General features: G+C 47.2%; 15 protein-coding genes. 4 read left to right on the plus strand and 11 right to left on the minus strand.

Annotated features, from left to right (window positions below):
* Positions 1-111: 111 nt before the first annotated feature.
* The 11 genes from RW092_RS01800 to RW092_RS01850 form a co-directional block, all read right to left on the minus strand.
* Positions 112-864, minus strand: coding sequence for an SDR family oxidoreductase (locus RW092_RS01800; protein ID WP_016314515.1), 753 nt, complete (start codon positions 862-864; stop codon positions 112-114).
* A 133-nt stretch (positions 865-997) separates the two neighbouring features.
* A complete protein-coding gene (locus tag RW092_RS01805; RefSeq protein ID WP_016314516.1) occupies positions 998-1,450 on the minus strand; it encodes a helix-turn-helix domain-containing protein in 453 nt (150 codons plus the stop codon).
* 134 nt (positions 1,451-1,584) lie between these two features.
* Entirely contained in the window at positions 1,585-2,814 is a 1,230-nt protein-coding gene (locus tag RW092_RS01810; protein ID WP_316009351.1) for an MFS transporter, read from the minus strand.
* A gap of 16 nt (positions 2,815-2,830) precedes the next feature.
* Complete coding sequence (locus RW092_RS01815) at positions 2,831-3,790, minus strand: NAD(P)-dependent oxidoreductase (RefSeq protein WP_316009352.1); 960 nt, start codon at positions 3,788-3,790, stop codon at positions 2,831-2,833.
* Between the two features lie 33 nt (positions 3,791-3,823).
* Positions 3,824-4,528, minus strand: coding sequence for a TetR/AcrR family transcriptional regulator (locus RW092_RS01820; RefSeq protein WP_255315299.1), 705 nt, complete (start codon positions 4,526-4,528; stop codon positions 3,824-3,826).
* 46 nt (positions 4,529-4,574) lie between these two features.
* A complete protein-coding gene (locus tag RW092_RS01825) occupies positions 4,575-6,635 on the minus strand; it encodes a methyl-accepting chemotaxis protein (protein WP_316009353.1) in 2,061 nt (686 codons plus the stop codon).
* A gap of 634 nt (positions 6,636-7,269) precedes the next feature.
* Entirely contained in the window at positions 7,270-7,866 is a 597-nt protein-coding gene (locus tag RW092_RS01830; RefSeq protein ID WP_410055499.1) for a DinB family protein, read from the minus strand.
* A gap of 73 nt (positions 7,867-7,939) precedes the next feature.
* The gene (locus RW092_RS01835) at positions 7,940-8,887 is read right to left on the minus strand and encodes a helix-turn-helix transcriptional regulator (protein ID WP_316009359.1); all 948 of its coding nucleotides are present in this window, start codon (positions 8,885-8,887) and stop codon (positions 7,940-7,942) included.
* Between the two features lie 55 nt (positions 8,888-8,942).
* Complete coding sequence (locus RW092_RS01840; RefSeq protein WP_085278924.1) at positions 8,943-9,509, minus strand: delta-aminolevulinic acid dehydratase; 567 nt, start codon at positions 9,507-9,509, stop codon at positions 8,943-8,945.
* Positions 9,510-9,660: 151 nt separating this feature from the next.
* Complete coding sequence (locus RW092_RS01845) at positions 9,661-10,335, minus strand: stalk domain-containing protein (protein ID WP_028538396.1); 675 nt, start codon at positions 10,333-10,335, stop codon at positions 9,661-9,663.
* A 118-nt stretch (positions 10,336-10,453) separates the two neighbouring features.
* Positions 10,454-11,968: a GGDEF domain-containing protein gene (locus RW092_RS01850; RefSeq protein ID WP_316009355.1), complete on the minus strand. Its 1,515-nt coding sequence runs from the start codon at positions 11,966-11,968 to the stop codon at positions 10,454-10,456.
* Between the two features lie 299 nt (positions 11,969-12,267).
* Here RW092_RS01850 and RW092_RS01855 point away from each other — a divergent pair, with 299 nt between their 5' ends.
* From RW092_RS01855 to RW092_RS01870, 4 genes are all read left to right on the plus strand, one after another.
* The gene (locus RW092_RS01855) at positions 12,268-13,446 is read left to right on the plus strand and encodes a sensor histidine kinase (protein ID WP_316009356.1); all 1,179 of its coding nucleotides are present in this window, start codon (positions 12,268-12,270) and stop codon (positions 13,444-13,446) included.
* Positions 13,433-14,071 (plus strand): response regulator transcription factor, encoded by a 639-nt coding sequence (locus RW092_RS01860; RefSeq protein WP_085170851.1) that lies wholly within the window; start codon positions 13,433-13,435, stop codon positions 14,069-14,071. The genes RW092_RS01855 and RW092_RS01860 overlap by 14 nt, the downstream gene beginning before the upstream one ends.
* 87 nt (positions 14,072-14,158) lie before the next feature.
* Complete coding sequence (locus RW092_RS01865; RefSeq protein WP_316009357.1) at positions 14,159-14,980, plus strand: CPBP family intramembrane glutamic endopeptidase; 822 nt, start codon at positions 14,159-14,161, stop codon at positions 14,978-14,980.
* 158 nt (positions 14,981-15,138) lie between these two features.
* Positions 15,139-15,609 (plus strand): pyridoxamine 5'-phosphate oxidase family protein, encoded by a 471-nt coding sequence (locus tag RW092_RS01870; protein ID WP_316009358.1) that lies wholly within the window; start codon positions 15,139-15,141, stop codon positions 15,607-15,609.
* Positions 15,610-15,881 lie beyond the last annotated feature (272 nt).

The raw sequence follows: 15,881 nt of genomic DNA on the forward strand, positions 1-15,881 counted from the left end.
TTACCAAGGGAGAAGCTCTTTTTCTATATCCGCTTTTTCCAATTCCTACACCCACAGAGATTTTACACTATCGACGCGCCCTGCTCCCCCTCTTCATTTTGAATCTGTCTATTACCACGGAAGCGGACCAAACTCGTTGGAGAACGTGCCCATTGGGCCATTCTCGTCCAGGAGCGCCAGACGCACCGGTTCACGTGCGGCCTGTTCAACGGTTCGCGTCCCCGCGTAGTTATTAAAATCCGTTCCGGTGAAGCCCGGGCACGCCGCATTCACCTTGATGCCGGACGACTCAAGTTCGATGGCAAAGGCAAGGGTTATCGCATTAAGAGCCGCTTTGGACGGGCTGTAAGATGCGGTGAACACCGAGCGATGCGGAAAATTCGGATCGGAGTTCATCGTTAATGACCCGGATTCGCTCGATACGTTAACAATGCGGCCTGCCGGCGCTTCACGGAGGAGCGGCAGCATCGCTTGGGTAACAGCGATCACGCCAAACACATTCGTCTCGAATACGGCGCGCACTTCATCGAGCTTGGCAACACTCGGAAGGCTATCCTTCACCACCTCCTCGAGCGATCTGCCCGGCTTACCGGCATGGGAGATACCCGCATTATTGACAAGTACATCGAGTCGACCAAATTCGTTCCGAATACGTTCTGCCGCAGCGTTGATAGTGTCCTGGTTCGTAACGTCAAGCTCGATGGCATGTGCGCTCTCCCCAATGCTCTTCGCTGCAGTTACCCCATTCTCAAGATTGCGTGACCCGACGAGTACAGTAAATCCGTGCGCTGCAAGGTCTTTGGCGATTTGAAGTCCAATGCCTTTATTTGCCCCCGTGACCAAGGCAACCGGTTTATTATGCATAACGACTCTCTCCTTTTTTATGGATTGATGAAACAAACTTCCCTAAGCGATTAGGTTGATATGTCAACCAATGAAAGTCTATCTCCAGCAACTTCCCGTTCCCCATCCCAAGATTGAGCTGCGTCTTTTTATGTCAATCTTGCTTGTATCGTTCCTTAAGAATACCCGACCCGATTCCGGAGACAATCATCAGCACCAGTGGGCCAAAATTCCATAGGAATTTGCCGCCAAGCAGGTCAATATCGAGCGAGAATACTTTGTTCAGAATGAGGACACCGATCTTAATAAGTAGCAGAACAAGAGCTGCCAAAAATAGAACATCAAAGAAAAATTTTAGTTTCGGATGAGCCAACTGTTTACTTTCTTTGATCACCTTTTTTGTCAGCTCCTCATCACTTTTTAATAACTCATCAAGACTAATATCAAACAAGTCGCTTATCTTCAAAAGGGTTTCAATGCTCGGATAATTCAGCCCTTTCTCCCATTTGGAGACTGACTGGCGACTGACAAACAACTTCTCGGCTAATTCGTCTTGAGTCCAGCCCTTTTTCATTCGCTCCGCTTTTAACTTCTCACTAAAGATCATCACAACACAGCCTTCCTGAAATTGATAAGCTCATTTTAAGTGATGCCATCTCTAATGTAAAAGAACGGATTGGTTACATCCCAGCGCAACCTCAGGTTGCAAGCGTGATATTAAGCTAGACACGGCCTCTACGTCTATCCGCGCGAACGGCGCTCCGCCTTAAATGCGTAAGTCTTGCCTCTCCATACCGTAAACCAGGTGATCAGTCCAAGAAGTGCAACGGCCCAAGCAAAAGATCCCGCCCCGGTGGAATCCAACAACAGTCCGCCAACGACGCCCCCTCCAGCAACGGCCAGGTTAAAGACGGTCACCAGCATCGATTGTGCCACATCCGCTCCCTCGCCTGCCGCATCCGCGATAGCCGTCTGCAGCAATGTGGGTGCACCTCCGAAGGTCAATCCCCAAATCGAAACACACAGATAGGTGATCGCATGGATTTCGCTAACCAGCCCAAGTGCGATGGAACCCAATACGAACAAAGCCAAGCTGATCAGTGTCAGGAAACGAAGCCGGACGTCTATAAATTGACCTGTGATCCAAATCCCAACGATGGATGAGCAGCCAAAGATCAGCAGAATGAGGTCCAGACGATTCGCAAGCCCGATGTGAGCCATAAATGGCGCGATGTAGGTATAGAGGATGTTGTGAGCCAAAATCCATACAAAAACGACGAATAGTACCGAGCGAACCCCAGGAATTAGGAAAACTTCGGGGATAGGCTGCCGTTGATCATGTCTTTGGCCTGGATAATCCGGCACTGCGGCAAGGATCCACACGATGAGAGCCAGCGCAAGGATGGAGATCATTCCAAAGATCCCCCGCCAATCAAGCAAAGTGCCAAGCCAGGTGCCCAGCGGTACACCTAGAGATAAGGCAATAGGCTGACCCACGCCCACAATCGCGAGTGCACGCCCCTGCAGATGATATGGCACCATTTTTCTCGCATAACCGGCTAGCAGTCCCCAGGTCAATGCTGCCGCCATACCTGCAACGAATCGAGCACCCAAGGTCAAGTAATAGTTGGTAGACAACGCGGTTACCGTGTTAAAAAGAAACAAGCCGCCGACTGCCAACAATAATACATGTTTCCTGCGCCATCCACGCGTTGCAGCGATCAGCGGAATGGCCGCCACCACCGAGCCAAAGGCATATAGCGATACAAGCTGGCCCGCCATCGCTTCGGAGATGCCAAAATCCTTGGAGATTTGCGGCAGCAACCCTGCCGGCATCGTCTCTGTTAATATGGCGATAAAACCAGCCATGGTGAACGCCAGAAGTCGCCAAACGGGAAGTCCAACTGATGCAGGTGCATCCTGAAAGTGAATGCCTGTTGGTGTAGATTCAATATTTTTAACTTTATTCATAGCGTTATCGTTCTTCTCACACCAATCCGGAAGCAGCCATATCTTTGTCCTGATGCCCCGCTTCGAGCGCCCGCCGGAATCTTTGCAGCCCGGCAGCGGCAACTTCTGCAGTGAGATCCGCCTGCTCCACTGCTTCCATCACCAGTTGGGCGTCTTTGAGCGCATTCGCCACCGAGAAGCTGACAGGATAATCATTCGCAAGGATTAAAGCCGCTTTAGACTGAAAAAATGCACTATCCATTGGTCCGCCCTTCACCACATCCACCACCAACGCGGGATCAACGCCCAGCCCCTTGGCGATAGCTAAGCTCTCCGCAACACCATGTGTCAGTGCGAACGCCCAGCTATTTAATGCAAGCTTGAGCCGGCTGGCCGCTCCAATCTTCTCCGACACCCACACGGTCCGTTTGCCAATTGCATCAAACACGGGTTGCACGGTATCTCGATCTTGAGTTGGCCCGGACGCCATGATAACAAGTTGGCCCTGTTCCGCCGGTTGACGAGTGCCCTGGATGGGGGCATCAAACAGTCTGAGTCCATGTTGCTCCGCGAAGCTCGCCAATTCTTCGATCGCTTGGATGCCAACTGTACTCATCTGAATCCAGATCGCTCCCTGGGATAAACCGGAGGCTGCACTTTTCATCACTTCCAGCACGGACGCCCCATCCTTCAGCAGCGTAAGAATTATATTCGCACCTTCCACTGCCTCCTGTGGCGAGTCAAAAACATCCAAACCGGATGCGGCAAGCGCCTCTGCTTTGGCACGTGTCCGATTCCATACACGCACAGAGAAGCCCTGCTTCTGCAGATTACGCGCAACGGGTGCCCCAATAATGCCGGTGCCAAGTACGGCGATCGTTTTTGGATTTGATTTCGTCTCTGCTGTTGTCATTCGAATAACCTCCTCTTTTTTGGAACGTTCATTACAATACTCTGCAAAAAAATTCCTGCAAGGTGTACTGCAGGTTTTTTTCAAGATAAATTTAGAGCGGTGCGATGTTAGCCATTATTAAAGTACCTGAAGAGTGACCTCCACAACATCGAGCAAAATTTGCCGCCGATCCTGCCCAAGATACCCTTTACTTAACACTCGCATCCCTTGAATTGCATTGAGGATAAAGCGAGACAGTGCGCGAACATCCTTGTCTGCAGCAATTTCTCCGCTCTCTTGGGCATATAACAAGGTCTCATAGATGGTTGATTCAAAGGATTTTAAATTTTGCGTCACAATGGCAGCCACTTCCGCATCATGGCTTGCAAGCTCAAGAGCTGCGCTGGCGGTCATGCACCCAAGCCCTTTATCATCGCTGAGTTCTTCATTCACCACTTCCATCAGCAAAGCTCTAACGCGCTCTTTAACTGAACCAGGTCCAGATAACACCGCAATTTTCTCTGCCTTCAACTCCTGGTATCGGCGCAGCGATTGCTCATACAGTTCATGCTTACTGCCAAAGGCATTGTAAATACTGCTTCGACCGAGTTCTGTGCCTTCGACTAAGTCTTGAATAGAGGTCGCCGCATAGCCGCGTTCCCAAAACACATGCATGGCAGCATCCACGATCTCGTCTGGATTAAACTCTTTGGGGCGCAAATGCTCACCTCCCTGCGTCATTTTGAAATGGTCATTACAAAATAGAACATAAATCTTTACCCTTTTTTTGTCAAGACTGATGTGCGTGAGATGAACCTGATTTGAAAAATAGCCGGTAAACATGGGAGTTGCATCGTTTACCGGCTTTTTTCAGCATAGCGAGGCCTTGTCAGACTGCAGTATCTTCTCGCAATATAAATTTACTTAAATCTTCTTGCAATTTCCGGGACATGTCCCTCAACTCCTCGGCAGAGCTTTGGATTTGCTCCATAGAGGCCAGTTGCTCTTCTGCAGCGGCCGCCATGTTCTCCGCTTCATCCGAAGTCTGATGAGAAATATCGGAGATCTCCGCAATAGAGGCAGTTACTTCCTCCATCTCGGCCGACATTTCTTCAGAGGTAGCAGATACTTCCTGAATCCGTTCGCTGACGAGCTTGACCTCATTCAGAATTCGATCGATGGCCGCTTGAGATCGTTCAATGGAATCCATCCCCGCATTCGTCTCGGTCTGCATCGAATTCATGGCAGCTACGGTATCTCCAACAAGGGATCGTATAACATTTAACAGTTCCGAAATGGTCTCCCCGGATTTGGATGTTTCTTCAGCGAGCTTTCCAACCTCTTGTGCAACAACAGCAAAACCACGACCATGTTCCCCTGCGCGCGCCGCTTCGATATTGGCATTCAGCGCAAGCAGCTTGGTTTGATTCGCAATATCCATAATAACTTGAATGATTTGCTCGATCTGCGCGGAATGCTCATCGAGCTTAGTTACAATCTGGGAGGACTCCAGCTGCGTCTTCTTAATGCTTGTCATTTGATTTACGGTCTCCACCAACTGCTGATTCCCATGATCTGCGTGATCATTCGCTTTCATTGCGATCATGGCAACCTCGGATGCAGCCTCAGCAACCCGCTGAACACCAATCGCCATCTCATTCATGGTAGCCGACGTTTCTGCGGTCGTTCTCTTCTGTGACGTTGTCCCTTCCGACACTTCCTGTACCGCAACAGCCACCTGCTGCATCGCCATGGTAGATTCATTGGAGATTTCAGATAGTTTCAGGGAAGCCTGGAATGTGGTTGCCGCAATTTGCTGACTATTGCTCAGCACCCGATTCATCGATCTTTGCATTTCATTAAAGGCAATCCCGACAAGCTGCAGCTCATCCTTCGTAGGTAAGACAATATCCTGAGAGAAATCGCCCTGGGCCATGGCTTCGGCACGCTGTTTTAAAGTACGAACGGTTTCGATCACGCTTCGATAGAAGGATACATAGAATTGGAATACCAACAGCAGTACCACAGCTGTAATCAATAAGAAAATATTTCGCACCGTCGTAATATCATGGATACGTTCCTGAAGCTTATCGCCCAATTCGATTGCGGCCAACTCGAATAGCTCACCCGCTGATTTAATGGCCGTCGTTCCTTCCTCAAAGAACACATTAGCATCCATGCTCATCCCGTTAGGGTTTAAAATTTCTTCATCCAGCAAGCCGAGAAATTGCTGAAGGTTCTGTACAGTTTGTTCCCCCTTCTTAAGGAGTTCCTCATTCATGGTGTTGTTCAACTCGTAAATTTTGGCCAGCGACTTGTTCAGATTGTCGAGTTCGACCTCACTCATTGAAACTTCTACTTGCAACTGAACTGCCATATCATTCGACAGTTTTCTTGTGACGAGAACCCCATTTCCCTGTCCCCGGAAGACCGCTGCGCTCTCAATTAATTGAGGCAGTTCCTCGACGGTCATTTTCATCAAGTAATAGGAGTTAATCTCATTATCCAGAGATAGGCTCGACTCATCCGCACTGAGAACGATCAGCTCTTTAGCCAAGGACACCAGATCAGAATGACGATCAAAACTCTCGGTTGCCTTTAAGCCTTCATAAGAGCTAAGTAGGGCTTCCCATTCTTTTTTGAGAGAATTCCATTTTTCATAGGATTGGGGAAGACCATGCTCAAGAAAATGATGGTCCATTTCTTCAATTAATTGAGAGATCTCTTGTTGCTTCGCCTCAATTTGAGCCTTGGCTTCTTTATTTCCGTTCAGGTACCCGTTTACAAGTCCGCGATGCTCTTGTACCCTCAGGATGAAAGGCATCAAGTCTTCGACTTGCTCCAAGCCAATCCGCTCATTCTTCATCGTTTTCAAATCATTTTGCTGCGTTGAGATCCAGATAGCTAGAAGGATAGCAATCGGAATCAGAAATAACAAACTGATCAGCATGAATTTTTGTCCATATTTGAGCCTCGTAATGATTGAGGTAAATGGACTTAGGAATTTGTCTAGCATCTTACCACACACCCTTTGCATATATATGTATTTCCTTTGATGCCCTTGTGTGTTGCCAAGATATTCGACCTGAGATTTAGTAGAAAAACCACAATCTATCGATTGTGGACTGAGGTAAACGAACGTAATCTTTATTCACGATATCCGATCTTGATGTGTAAACCTGCTAGCTCCTGCTCGAATCCGGTCATACTTGGCTTCATAATCTTGAAAATTAACAATAACCCGTTCAATCTGCACGGGTAATCTCGCTCTGATCATCCTGCTACATAAGTCCCCGCAACAAATTGGATCAGATCAAAGATGAATCCTTGAATTCCATACTCTTATATTTAAAGTATCGGCAAAATTTTCTCTATTGTGAATAGATGCACAAGTAAATCTAAAATTTCTCCTCGCTTATCTTCATGCAGACGCAAAAAAGTAACCAGCTTAATGGCAATCTTGAACATACGAACCCCTCCCAAGACCTTACAATACCTATGATACAGCTATCCGTACCGTTCACAAGAACATACTAAAGGCCATCCTTCATAGGATGGCCTCACGCTCGCTACCGTGATCATCATCAAGAAAACTCTCTGGTCAACCTACCCTGCGCTTCCCTCCAAGCCTTGTCCAGACGCTGCTTCTGAAGCAAATGGTGGCGATAGTGCATTTCGATCAGGTGGAGCCATTCCAACGCATTTAATCCGCCGAATTGCGGATGGGCAACTGTATTTCGAGCGATCTCTTTACTCAATTCTGATCGGCCCTCGGTAATCGGATCGAACACCAATGCAATCTCAGGCTCGATCTCGCTCATCTTGCGTAATGTATCCTGCATTCCACCCACAAGCTGTTCTTTGCTTTCCGGTTGCGGCGGTGTGTATTGTGGGGACGGGGGAACTCGGACTCGATCTGGCGGGAAGCTCCCCATTGTGAACAGCTTCTCACCCAGCTGCGTCTTCCCCTCCCGTGAGACTTCCGTGCCGCCGCCCGGTTCAAGGCATAGTGCGGCATTCCTCAACTGCCACTGTGCAGAGCGGATTAAATGCATGTACATCTGTCCCAGCGACCATTCGTCCCCCGCCGGCTTCCATAGCAGTTGATCCAGACTTACACCATCCAATTCGCGTATATAAATGGTGACGGTCTCCTCGAATTTACCCAATATTTCTTTCATATCCATTACTGAACCCAACCCCTTCCTGTTCAAGTTAGATTCAGCATACCTAAACGCTACTGACAACAGTTTGTCAGTAGTGTTCCAGCATTTTTTGGATTTCCTCTCGAACTTGAGCACGCAACGATTCCGGCTCCAGTACACGTACCGCTGCTCCCCATCCAAGCGTCCATGGAAGGAGGTCCTCCACCCGCCGAACGCGGAACGTCGCCAGCCCGCCTTCCTCCCCCAGTTCGAACGACTCCATATAGAAATTGTCTGATTCCTGAACCCGGTCCGCAATGGCATGATCGACCCACATGCGGACGGTCACATTCCGATCGTCTACAGATCGGTGATCCTGAAAGCTAAAGCCCGGCACGATGCTGAACGACTCTTCCAGTACAACAAGCTCGCTCATACGAGACAGCCGAAAGTGCCTGATGTCTTGCCTCAGTTCGCAGAACGCAACAAGCATCCACACCCCTTGAGAAAAAACGAGCCCATAAGGATGCACCGTCCGCACGCTATGACGATCTCCATCCGGATCCGGCCATTTTTTGGAGTAACCAAACCGAACCTTCCGCTTCCGCAGAACCGCTTGGCGTAACTGTTCGAACGTCTCTTTTTCCTGCCCGCGCGTTTTCGTTCCATGTTCATTCAGCAGTCGAATTGTCGATCGAATCCGCTCGGTCTCCCCGAATACGTTCTCCGGCAAAATCGTCTCGATCTTCTCCTGCGCACTGCGCGCCTTCGCCCCGTACTCCGCGTCCAACCTCATGTTGACGAAATCCGCCCCGATAAGCAGCGCCACCGCTTCCTCCGATGTGAAGCTAACCGGAGGGAGAAAGTATCCATCCATTAAGGAGTAACCAACTCCCGGTGCCCCCGCCACCGGAACCCCCGCTTCGCTGAGCGCTTGGATGTCACGGTATATCGTGCGGACACTCGTCTCGAACTTGGCGGCCAAATCCTCGGCGCGCAGTACACCTTTACGCTGCAACTCAATCACGATGGCCAGCATTCGATCGGTTTTGTTCACATCATCCGCATCCTTTTTTTGAAACATCAAAATAACCTTTGTCTTTTATTCGCTTTCAATTACCTCGTTGCGTGTTTTCATACAACTGAAACATATCCATCTGCGCACCCAGAGCCTTAGCATTTTGGAAAGCCTCCCTGACGCTTTGTTTGTTCTGAATCAGATCGTAAAAGAACCTCAGGACAAACATGAGCGCATCATTTCCATCTGGATAGTCATTAGGTCCAATATAGAATTCGCAGCCACTGTCGAGAAATGCTTGTGCCGTCTCAAATGCTCCAACTGAGCACCCGGTGCCGATGACCGTTTTCCCTGCCAGCTTGGCAAAGCGTCTGATCTCCTCCGGCCCAAAGTTCCCCTTAGGTTCCTCCGGTTCGTAGATGCTTTCTTCCAACTCTGGCATGATCAGTTGGCCTTCGTCGCCATGGAAGCTAAGAATGATCGTGTCCGTATTCGGATATAGATCCTTGCCGGATAGGATATCTATCAGATCGCTTGGTCTGCCGACCCAATAAGTAAACACTCTTGCACCAAAATACTCCAGCGTGGCTCGAATGGCTTGAACTTCCATATCGCAATCAGGCCCGCATACCAATGCGACGTTCATTTCAGGTTTACTCATCTTCTTCCCCTCAAATGGAGGTCCGTCTCCTCCTATCATTTCCCAATATTTTACCATCAGGTGAGATGCGGGGGCAATTTGGGTGAGCATGATAATATTAAGAGGCTCTCGATTTGCGAGAGCCTCTTGCTTTGCTTATGTGTTTATGTAATCAGCGATAATACGAAGTAGTCAACGGAACAAAGACAGCTCCTCCATTTTTCGCATTCCCATTAACATATAGGGAGTTGAAACCGCTAATATCAACCTCGATCGTCACAAGTCCATCTTCCGGTTTAATGACATCGACAGTTTTCAGTACCGTTGAACCTTCAGCATCTTTAATTTCAAACTTTTCAATGTTTTCCCCGATAGCTGCAATTTGAAGATAGAGCTTTTGATATTGCTTCTTGGGATACAGCATAAAGCTGCTGCTACGATCGCCGGAAGCAGAATTATAATATACCTCTTTGTAATCTTTGCCTTGATAAGTTGTATATTGAGGGTCTTTCGTATGGTACATATCATCGAAGCCTTTGGCAATGGATGTTCCTTCAACTTTTTCTCCTAAGTTGACAGTATTCGTTGCTGCATCGAAGCTGACCGCAACACCTAGAGCTTCTGATACCGCACGAACGGGCAAATAAGTTGTATTATCGTAAGAGATTGGAACGACTGGCTTACCATTTTGATTTGTAAGTTGCACAGCAGTTCCATTGACTACAATCTTGATATCATGGTTTAAGTACGCTTTAATTTCCTGGAGTTTCGAACCTGCGAATACGCCTGTTCCCATACTGGCCGCTAAAGACAGCGCAATTAGAATCGCAAAATATTTTTTCTTCAAGTGATATCTCCTCTCTATATTGAAATTATTAAAATTAATTCATTATACCAAGTATTTAAAATTGAAGGCAAGCAAGGAATTGCTAAATCATTTTCCGTCATTACGAGAGACCCTGATGCTAGATATGATGCCGATTTAAGCACACTTGCTTCATGCAATATTGCTCTTTTACGGTTTTCTTGTCGTCATACATGCGTGTGTCACAAGTATGATAGAGTTGCTCATAATTCATGCCGTCTTCGCCCACAAAGGCAACTCCAATACTAGGAACAATCTCGATTTGGATTTGATCCTGTCTATACAAGTTATATTGGAAAGCGTTCCGAACCTTGTTAACTTGCTTAAGAAATAGATCCTCGGAATTGATTTCTTCAAAGAACATCACAAATTCATCGCCGCCTAAACGTGCGAATAGATGTGGTTTCGGCAAGTGTTCACGCCAAAATCTCGCCGTAAAAATCAGCACCTGATCGCCAATTTGATGACCATACGTATCATTGATTTCTTTAAAAAAGTTTAAATCACATATGATCATCGCACCGTCTGGTTTTCGATCTTGAGCTAACTTTCGCTTTACTTCGCCTTCGAAGTAGGCACGATTGTATACACCCGTGAGTACATCGTGATAAGCTAAGTACTCATTTAAGGTTCTGAGCTGAAACTCCTGTGTTACCTCATGAATCATGCAATAATAATATGTTTCGCAGCCCAGATTCACCTTAGAAGCATCAATCAAAACGATGTTCTCGTTGCCATCTTCATTTAAATAATGGATCCGATAACCTTTGATGGTGAAGTTCTCATCTAAATGAGCAAACATTTGATCCCAAGCATCGGGATCATTTTGATAATTAAAATAATTTCTAAAATCCGTCTGAATTCTCATTTGATAGTTCAACTTTCCAATGTCATTGACCTCTAGCAATTGCTTATTATTATCGAGAATCACCATCGGTGTCGCAGAAGATTCCATGAGGGAAGAATAACGTTTGGCAGCACTGGGGACTAGATTCAACTTTACGATGAAGCAAGCAATGAGCGTACAGGCCATAGCCGACAACCATAAACCTGGTGTTGCTGGCACAACAAACGGGAAGGAAACGACAGGGATCCCCGAGAGAACTATACCGAAACACGCAATCGCCGCAAAACCAAAGCATACCTTAAAGAAGAGTTGATGTCCCGCAGACACTACATATTTGTAACCCATACATAAAAGAGCTAACACAACGGTACACGATCCGATATTCGCCAAGGTAGAAAGGAGAGGCTGTGTCATGATGGTACTTCCTACATACCCCATACCTAGCATCAGAATAGAGAAGCCATAAAAGATACGAGGTAGCCCTGCCATATGGGAGGGTTGCATGGTTTGTATCATGTCATAGAGGATATGAACAATGAAGGCAAAGCTTAAGTAAAGGGCGATCACCCCAACATAAAGATGGATCGAGCGACTCCAATCCGTTGACACCATTAAGGCAATCAACTCGGCTGTAAAACCAACCGCACTGCATAAAATTCCTGCCGCTAGGAATCTTGCCGTTTTATAAGGGTACGACCTAACTAAGATGTAAGTAGCGAAAATCCATAAAAAAATACTAGGTACAAGCAGCGTTAATACATCACACATTACATTCTCTGTCCTCAATATCAACACCCTCTTAATACAGCAAAATGAAGGACACCCCTGCCAGGCATCCTTCACAGATACGATCTAAGTGATTCCTGTTTTCAACTGTGAATGAAGCCCTGACTCCCTCAAATGGATTAATTCTAATTTAGCATGGTTAATTCCCACATATACGAAATGTAAAGAAAACTTTAAGTAGAACGAACCCCCGATTTTTCAATTGTCTTTGCACCATAAAATCGTATAATGTATAAAACTGAGGATCTGAAGATCTTTATCGGAATGGAAGTTCGGAGATCATGATGAAAAAAATTCTACCTTTCATGGATTGGGGCATATTCGCTCTTCGTTCGTACCATTATATTTTGCTGTTGTCCCGGCTTTTCATTGACGGCATGCCCTCAACCCGCACATCGTTATACATGATCTGGTTGCTGGCAGCGTTTATCGTCCCTATCCTATTCTGGTTCCCTGGGCGGCGGATGAACAAAACCTGGTTCTGCATCATGGAACTGCTGCTAGGCGGCTCTTATTATGTGAACTCGGTTTTCCATCCTGATTTGGCATCCAAGGCAGACTATTTGTTACCGAGTCTTGCAATGGGGTATTTGTGCACTCGATACACACTCTGGATCATTCCTATCGTTGCTTTGATTCCTTTTACCTTTCAATCTCACTTCAAATTGTCTTGGGAGCAGACCCTCGGTATCGGAACAGATAACCTGATCTTTTGCTTTATCGGGGTATGGGCAAGCTCCGTAGCCAATGCGTACGATCAGAAAAATAAACTGGTAGCTGAAGTGGAGCAGCAAAATAAGCTGTTAACCCACTACGCCGCGGAAGTAGAGAAGATGACTTTACTTGAAGAACGCCATCGCTTGTCCGAGGAGCTTCATGATACGCTTGGGCACTCTTTTATATCGCTTATTATGAGCCTCGATGCTGCCATTGCCCTGTTGGATCACAAGCCGGCCGAAGTCAAGGATCGGTTAAATCGCTTAAGAGAATTAGCTGAGCGCAATCTGAACGAAATGAGAAGCATCGTCCATGAGATGGGCGACGAAGGAGAATCAAATCTTTACCAACAGATTGAGACACTTGCGTTCAATTTCCGGATACATACAGGAACTGATGTGGTTTTAAACCTGTCAGGAACTGAGCCAGCGTTGCGTTTCCAAGCACGTCAGACCATCCTGCGAGTCATACAAGAATCTTTTACAAACGCATTAAAACATGGAAAAGCAACTCAACTGCATCTGGAGCTTCGGTTGTCTGAGACCCACGTGCATCTATTCATCCGAAATAACGGCAAGCCGATTAATCGGCTGGAATATGGCTTTGGCTTGACTGCTATGAAACAACGGGTTGAGCATTTGGGAGGAACCCTGTCTGTATCATCTGAAGCCGGAACGGACCCGGTTACCGAGGTCAGCTGTCAATTTCCTCTGGAAGGAGTAATCCTGCATGTCCAAAATTAAAATGCTGATTGCAGATGATCAGGAATTAATTCTTGAGAGTCTCCATATCGTGCTGTCGATGGAAGAGGATTTTGAAATTGTCGGGTTAGCCAAAAATGGCGAAGAAGCCGTCAAATCCTGCGAGCAGTTACAGCCGGATATTGTACTGATGGATATCAATATGCCAGTCATGGACGGCGTCGCTGCAACAGCAAAGATTAAAGAGCGAACACCCGCAACCAAAGTCATTATACTCACCTCTTACCGGGAAGTGGAATATGTGTTGACGGCATTAAGCCATGGCGCGGAAGGCTATTTGCTCAAAGCGATTCATCCCAAGGAACTAGCTGCGGGCATACGTGTCGTTCATGCGGGAGGAACGTTAATTACGCAGGAGATGGCCAGTAAAATGATCAAAAATTTGAACCTCACCCCTGCCCCACAAATTAACGAATACGGACTTAGCGCTCGCGAGATTGAAGTGCTGCATAAGCTGGCTTCAGGCATGCGTAATCAAGACATTGCCGAGGCCCTGCATCTTAGCGAGGGAACCGTTAAAAATTACATCTCAACGATCTATTCGAAGCTGAATGTGGGAGGACGGCAAGAGGCCGCCCGCAAAGCCCGAGATTCAGGGATCATATGACTTTTTAATGACGAATACTCACTATGGTTTATGACTTTTTCAGCCTACACTCGTAATAAACGAGCAAAAAAAGGGGCTGAAACAACCATGAACAGCAAGTTCTCACGTTTTCCTATCACATGGATGTTGGCGGGGGCTTTGGGCATCATTTTGATCGATTCCCTATTTCGACCCTTGGCCTATCAGGCGGGAGAAGTCGCTTCCCTTGCGATTACATTCGTGGAAGGTTCGATTGCTATTCTCGTATATAGGCTGACAATGAAATACCTTGCTAACCGTCCAACTCCTGAATTAACAAGACAACGCGCAGGTATTGAAGCTGGGATGGGGCTTGTAACAGGGGTACTCTTTATCCTAGTGTCCATTTTGATAATTGTTGCTGCGGGAGGGTACACCTTTCAATGGGCGAGCTCTGCAGATACAAGCTCCATTCTGGCATCCTCCATTACCTCAGCTTTAGGCGCAGCCTTTGTAGAGGAGCTCATCTTTCGCGGGCTTATGTTTCAAGCCATTACGAAATTGGCCGGGCCCTGGCTCGCACTCGCTGTAACCTCACTCTTCTTCGGAATAGCCCATCTTGGGAATACAGGGGCAACACTATGGAGTGCGTTCGCTATTTCCATTGAGGCGGGCGTTCTGCTTGGAGCGGCATTTATATGGCGGCGGAACCTGTGGTTTGTCATGGGACTGCATTTCGGCTGGAATGCCGTCGAGGGCTTGCTTGGTATTCCTGTTTCTGGGCACACAACAACCGGTCTGTTTACGGTGAAAGCAGAAGGTGCCGCACTTCTCACTGGGGGAACGTTTGGCCTTGAAGCCTCTATTGTTCCCGTTGTGGTCAGTCTGGCGATCGCCATTCCGATGCTGATGGTTGCCAAGCGGAAACAGCCCTCGTTTAAAGAAATTTGATCTGATCTTACCGGCTGCTGATCATATTCCTCTCCTGCTTCCGGGGCGGGCATCATCCTTGTTCACTTCCACTTTTTCGTATTATTTCTCACATCCACTAGGATTTTACAATGCTATGTTAATGATAGAAACCTTATCCTGCTTTAGGAGGTAATTTGATGAGCAAGTATGATGAAGCCATGAAGTTGCTGGAAGAACAAGTAGGTAACAAGGACTGCCTCATCTCCCTGTCCACCATCGCACTGGAACCGGGTGCGGGTGGCAGAAGCCGCCCCGCCGCCCGTATTGTTGACGCCTATTATGAGGACGGCGCGTTCTACATTGTCACCTACGCGACCTCAAACAAAATGCAGCAGATTGCCCAAAACCCCGAAGTGGCCATTTGTATCATCGTCGAGAACTTTACGGCGGATGGTATTGGTGAAAATCTGGGCTGGGTATGTGACGAGAAAAACGCGGAGATGATGACCAAGCTGCGCAAAATATTCGCTGAGTGGTATTACGAAGCCAATAACGACGAAGACCCTAACACCTGCCTGCTGCGCATTCGCCTGACAAAGGGTCTGTGGAATGACGCTCACAAAGGGATCCGAACTGAGATTGATTTTGTCAATAAGACAGTAAATTAAGTAAACCTTTGCTTATGGTGATTTCCGATCCGGTTAGGGGGCGACCCATTGTGGATGGCAACAACCTAAAAAGCTTCTTCGCTGTTTAAAGTGCGAACACCTGTCAATACTGGAAATTAAGAGACCAGTAGAGGATGAGGTGTTTTCATATGTTTGTAGCAAATCTTAAGGAAGGTCAGTTGGAAGAACTGCTTCATATTCCCGAGCCGTGGTATATAGAAACTGACGATCCGATCTGCGATGATTCGATTGCCGGAAACGACCTGTTTACT

Origin of the sequence: Paenibacillus sp. 3LSP, from assembly GCF_032465655.1 — a bacterium.
Lineage (GTDB): Bacteria > Bacillota > Bacilli > Paenibacillales > Paenibacillaceae > Fontibacillus > Fontibacillus barengoltzii.

What these genes read in the sequence shown, in the direction of transcription:
- RW092_RS01800 (WP_016314515.1), bottom strand. Translation starts at nt 864, where the DNA reads ATGCATAATAAACCGGTTGCCTTGGTCACGGGGGCAAATAAAGGCATT.
- RW092_RS01805 (WP_016314516.1), bottom strand. Translation starts at nt 1,450, where the DNA reads ATGATCTTTAGTGAGAAGTTAAAAGCGGAGCGAATGAAAAAGGGCTGG.
- RW092_RS01810 (WP_316009351.1), bottom strand. Translation starts at nt 2,814, where the DNA reads ATGAATAAAGTTAAAAATATTGAATCTACACCAACAGGCATTCACTTT.
- RW092_RS01820 (WP_255315299.1), bottom strand. Translation starts at nt 4,528, where the DNA reads ATGTTTACCGGCTATTTTTCAAATCAGGTTCATCTCACGCACATCAGT.
- RW092_RS01825 (WP_316009353.1), bottom strand. Translation starts at nt 6,635, where the DNA reads ATGCTGATCAGTTTGTTATTTCTGATTCCGATTGCTATCCTTCTAGCT.
- RW092_RS01830 (WP_410055499.1), bottom strand. Translation starts at nt 7,866, where the DNA reads ATGAAAGAAATATTGGGTAAATTCGAGGAGACCGTCACCATTTATATA.
- RW092_RS01840 (WP_085278924.1), bottom strand. Translation starts at nt 9,509, where the DNA reads ATGAGTAAACCTGAAATGAACGTCGCATTGGTATGCGGGCCTGATTGC.
- RW092_RS01850 (WP_316009355.1), bottom strand. Translation starts at nt 11,968, where the DNA reads ATGTGTGATGTATTAACGCTGCTTGTACCTAGTATTTTTTTATGGATT.
- RW092_RS01855 (WP_316009356.1), top strand. Translation starts at nt 12,268, where the DNA reads ATGATGAAAAAAATTCTACCTTTCATGGATTGGGGCATATTCGCTCTT.
- RW092_RS01860 (WP_085170851.1), top strand. Translation starts at nt 13,433, where the DNA reads ATGTCCAAAATTAAAATGCTGATTGCAGATGATCAGGAATTAATTCTT.
- RW092_RS01865 (WP_316009357.1), top strand. Translation starts at nt 14,159, where the DNA reads ATGAACAGCAAGTTCTCACGTTTTCCTATCACATGGATGTTGGCGGGG.
- RW092_RS01870 (WP_316009358.1), top strand. Translation starts at nt 15,139, where the DNA reads ATGAGCAAGTATGATGAAGCCATGAAGTTGCTGGAAGAACAAGTAGGT.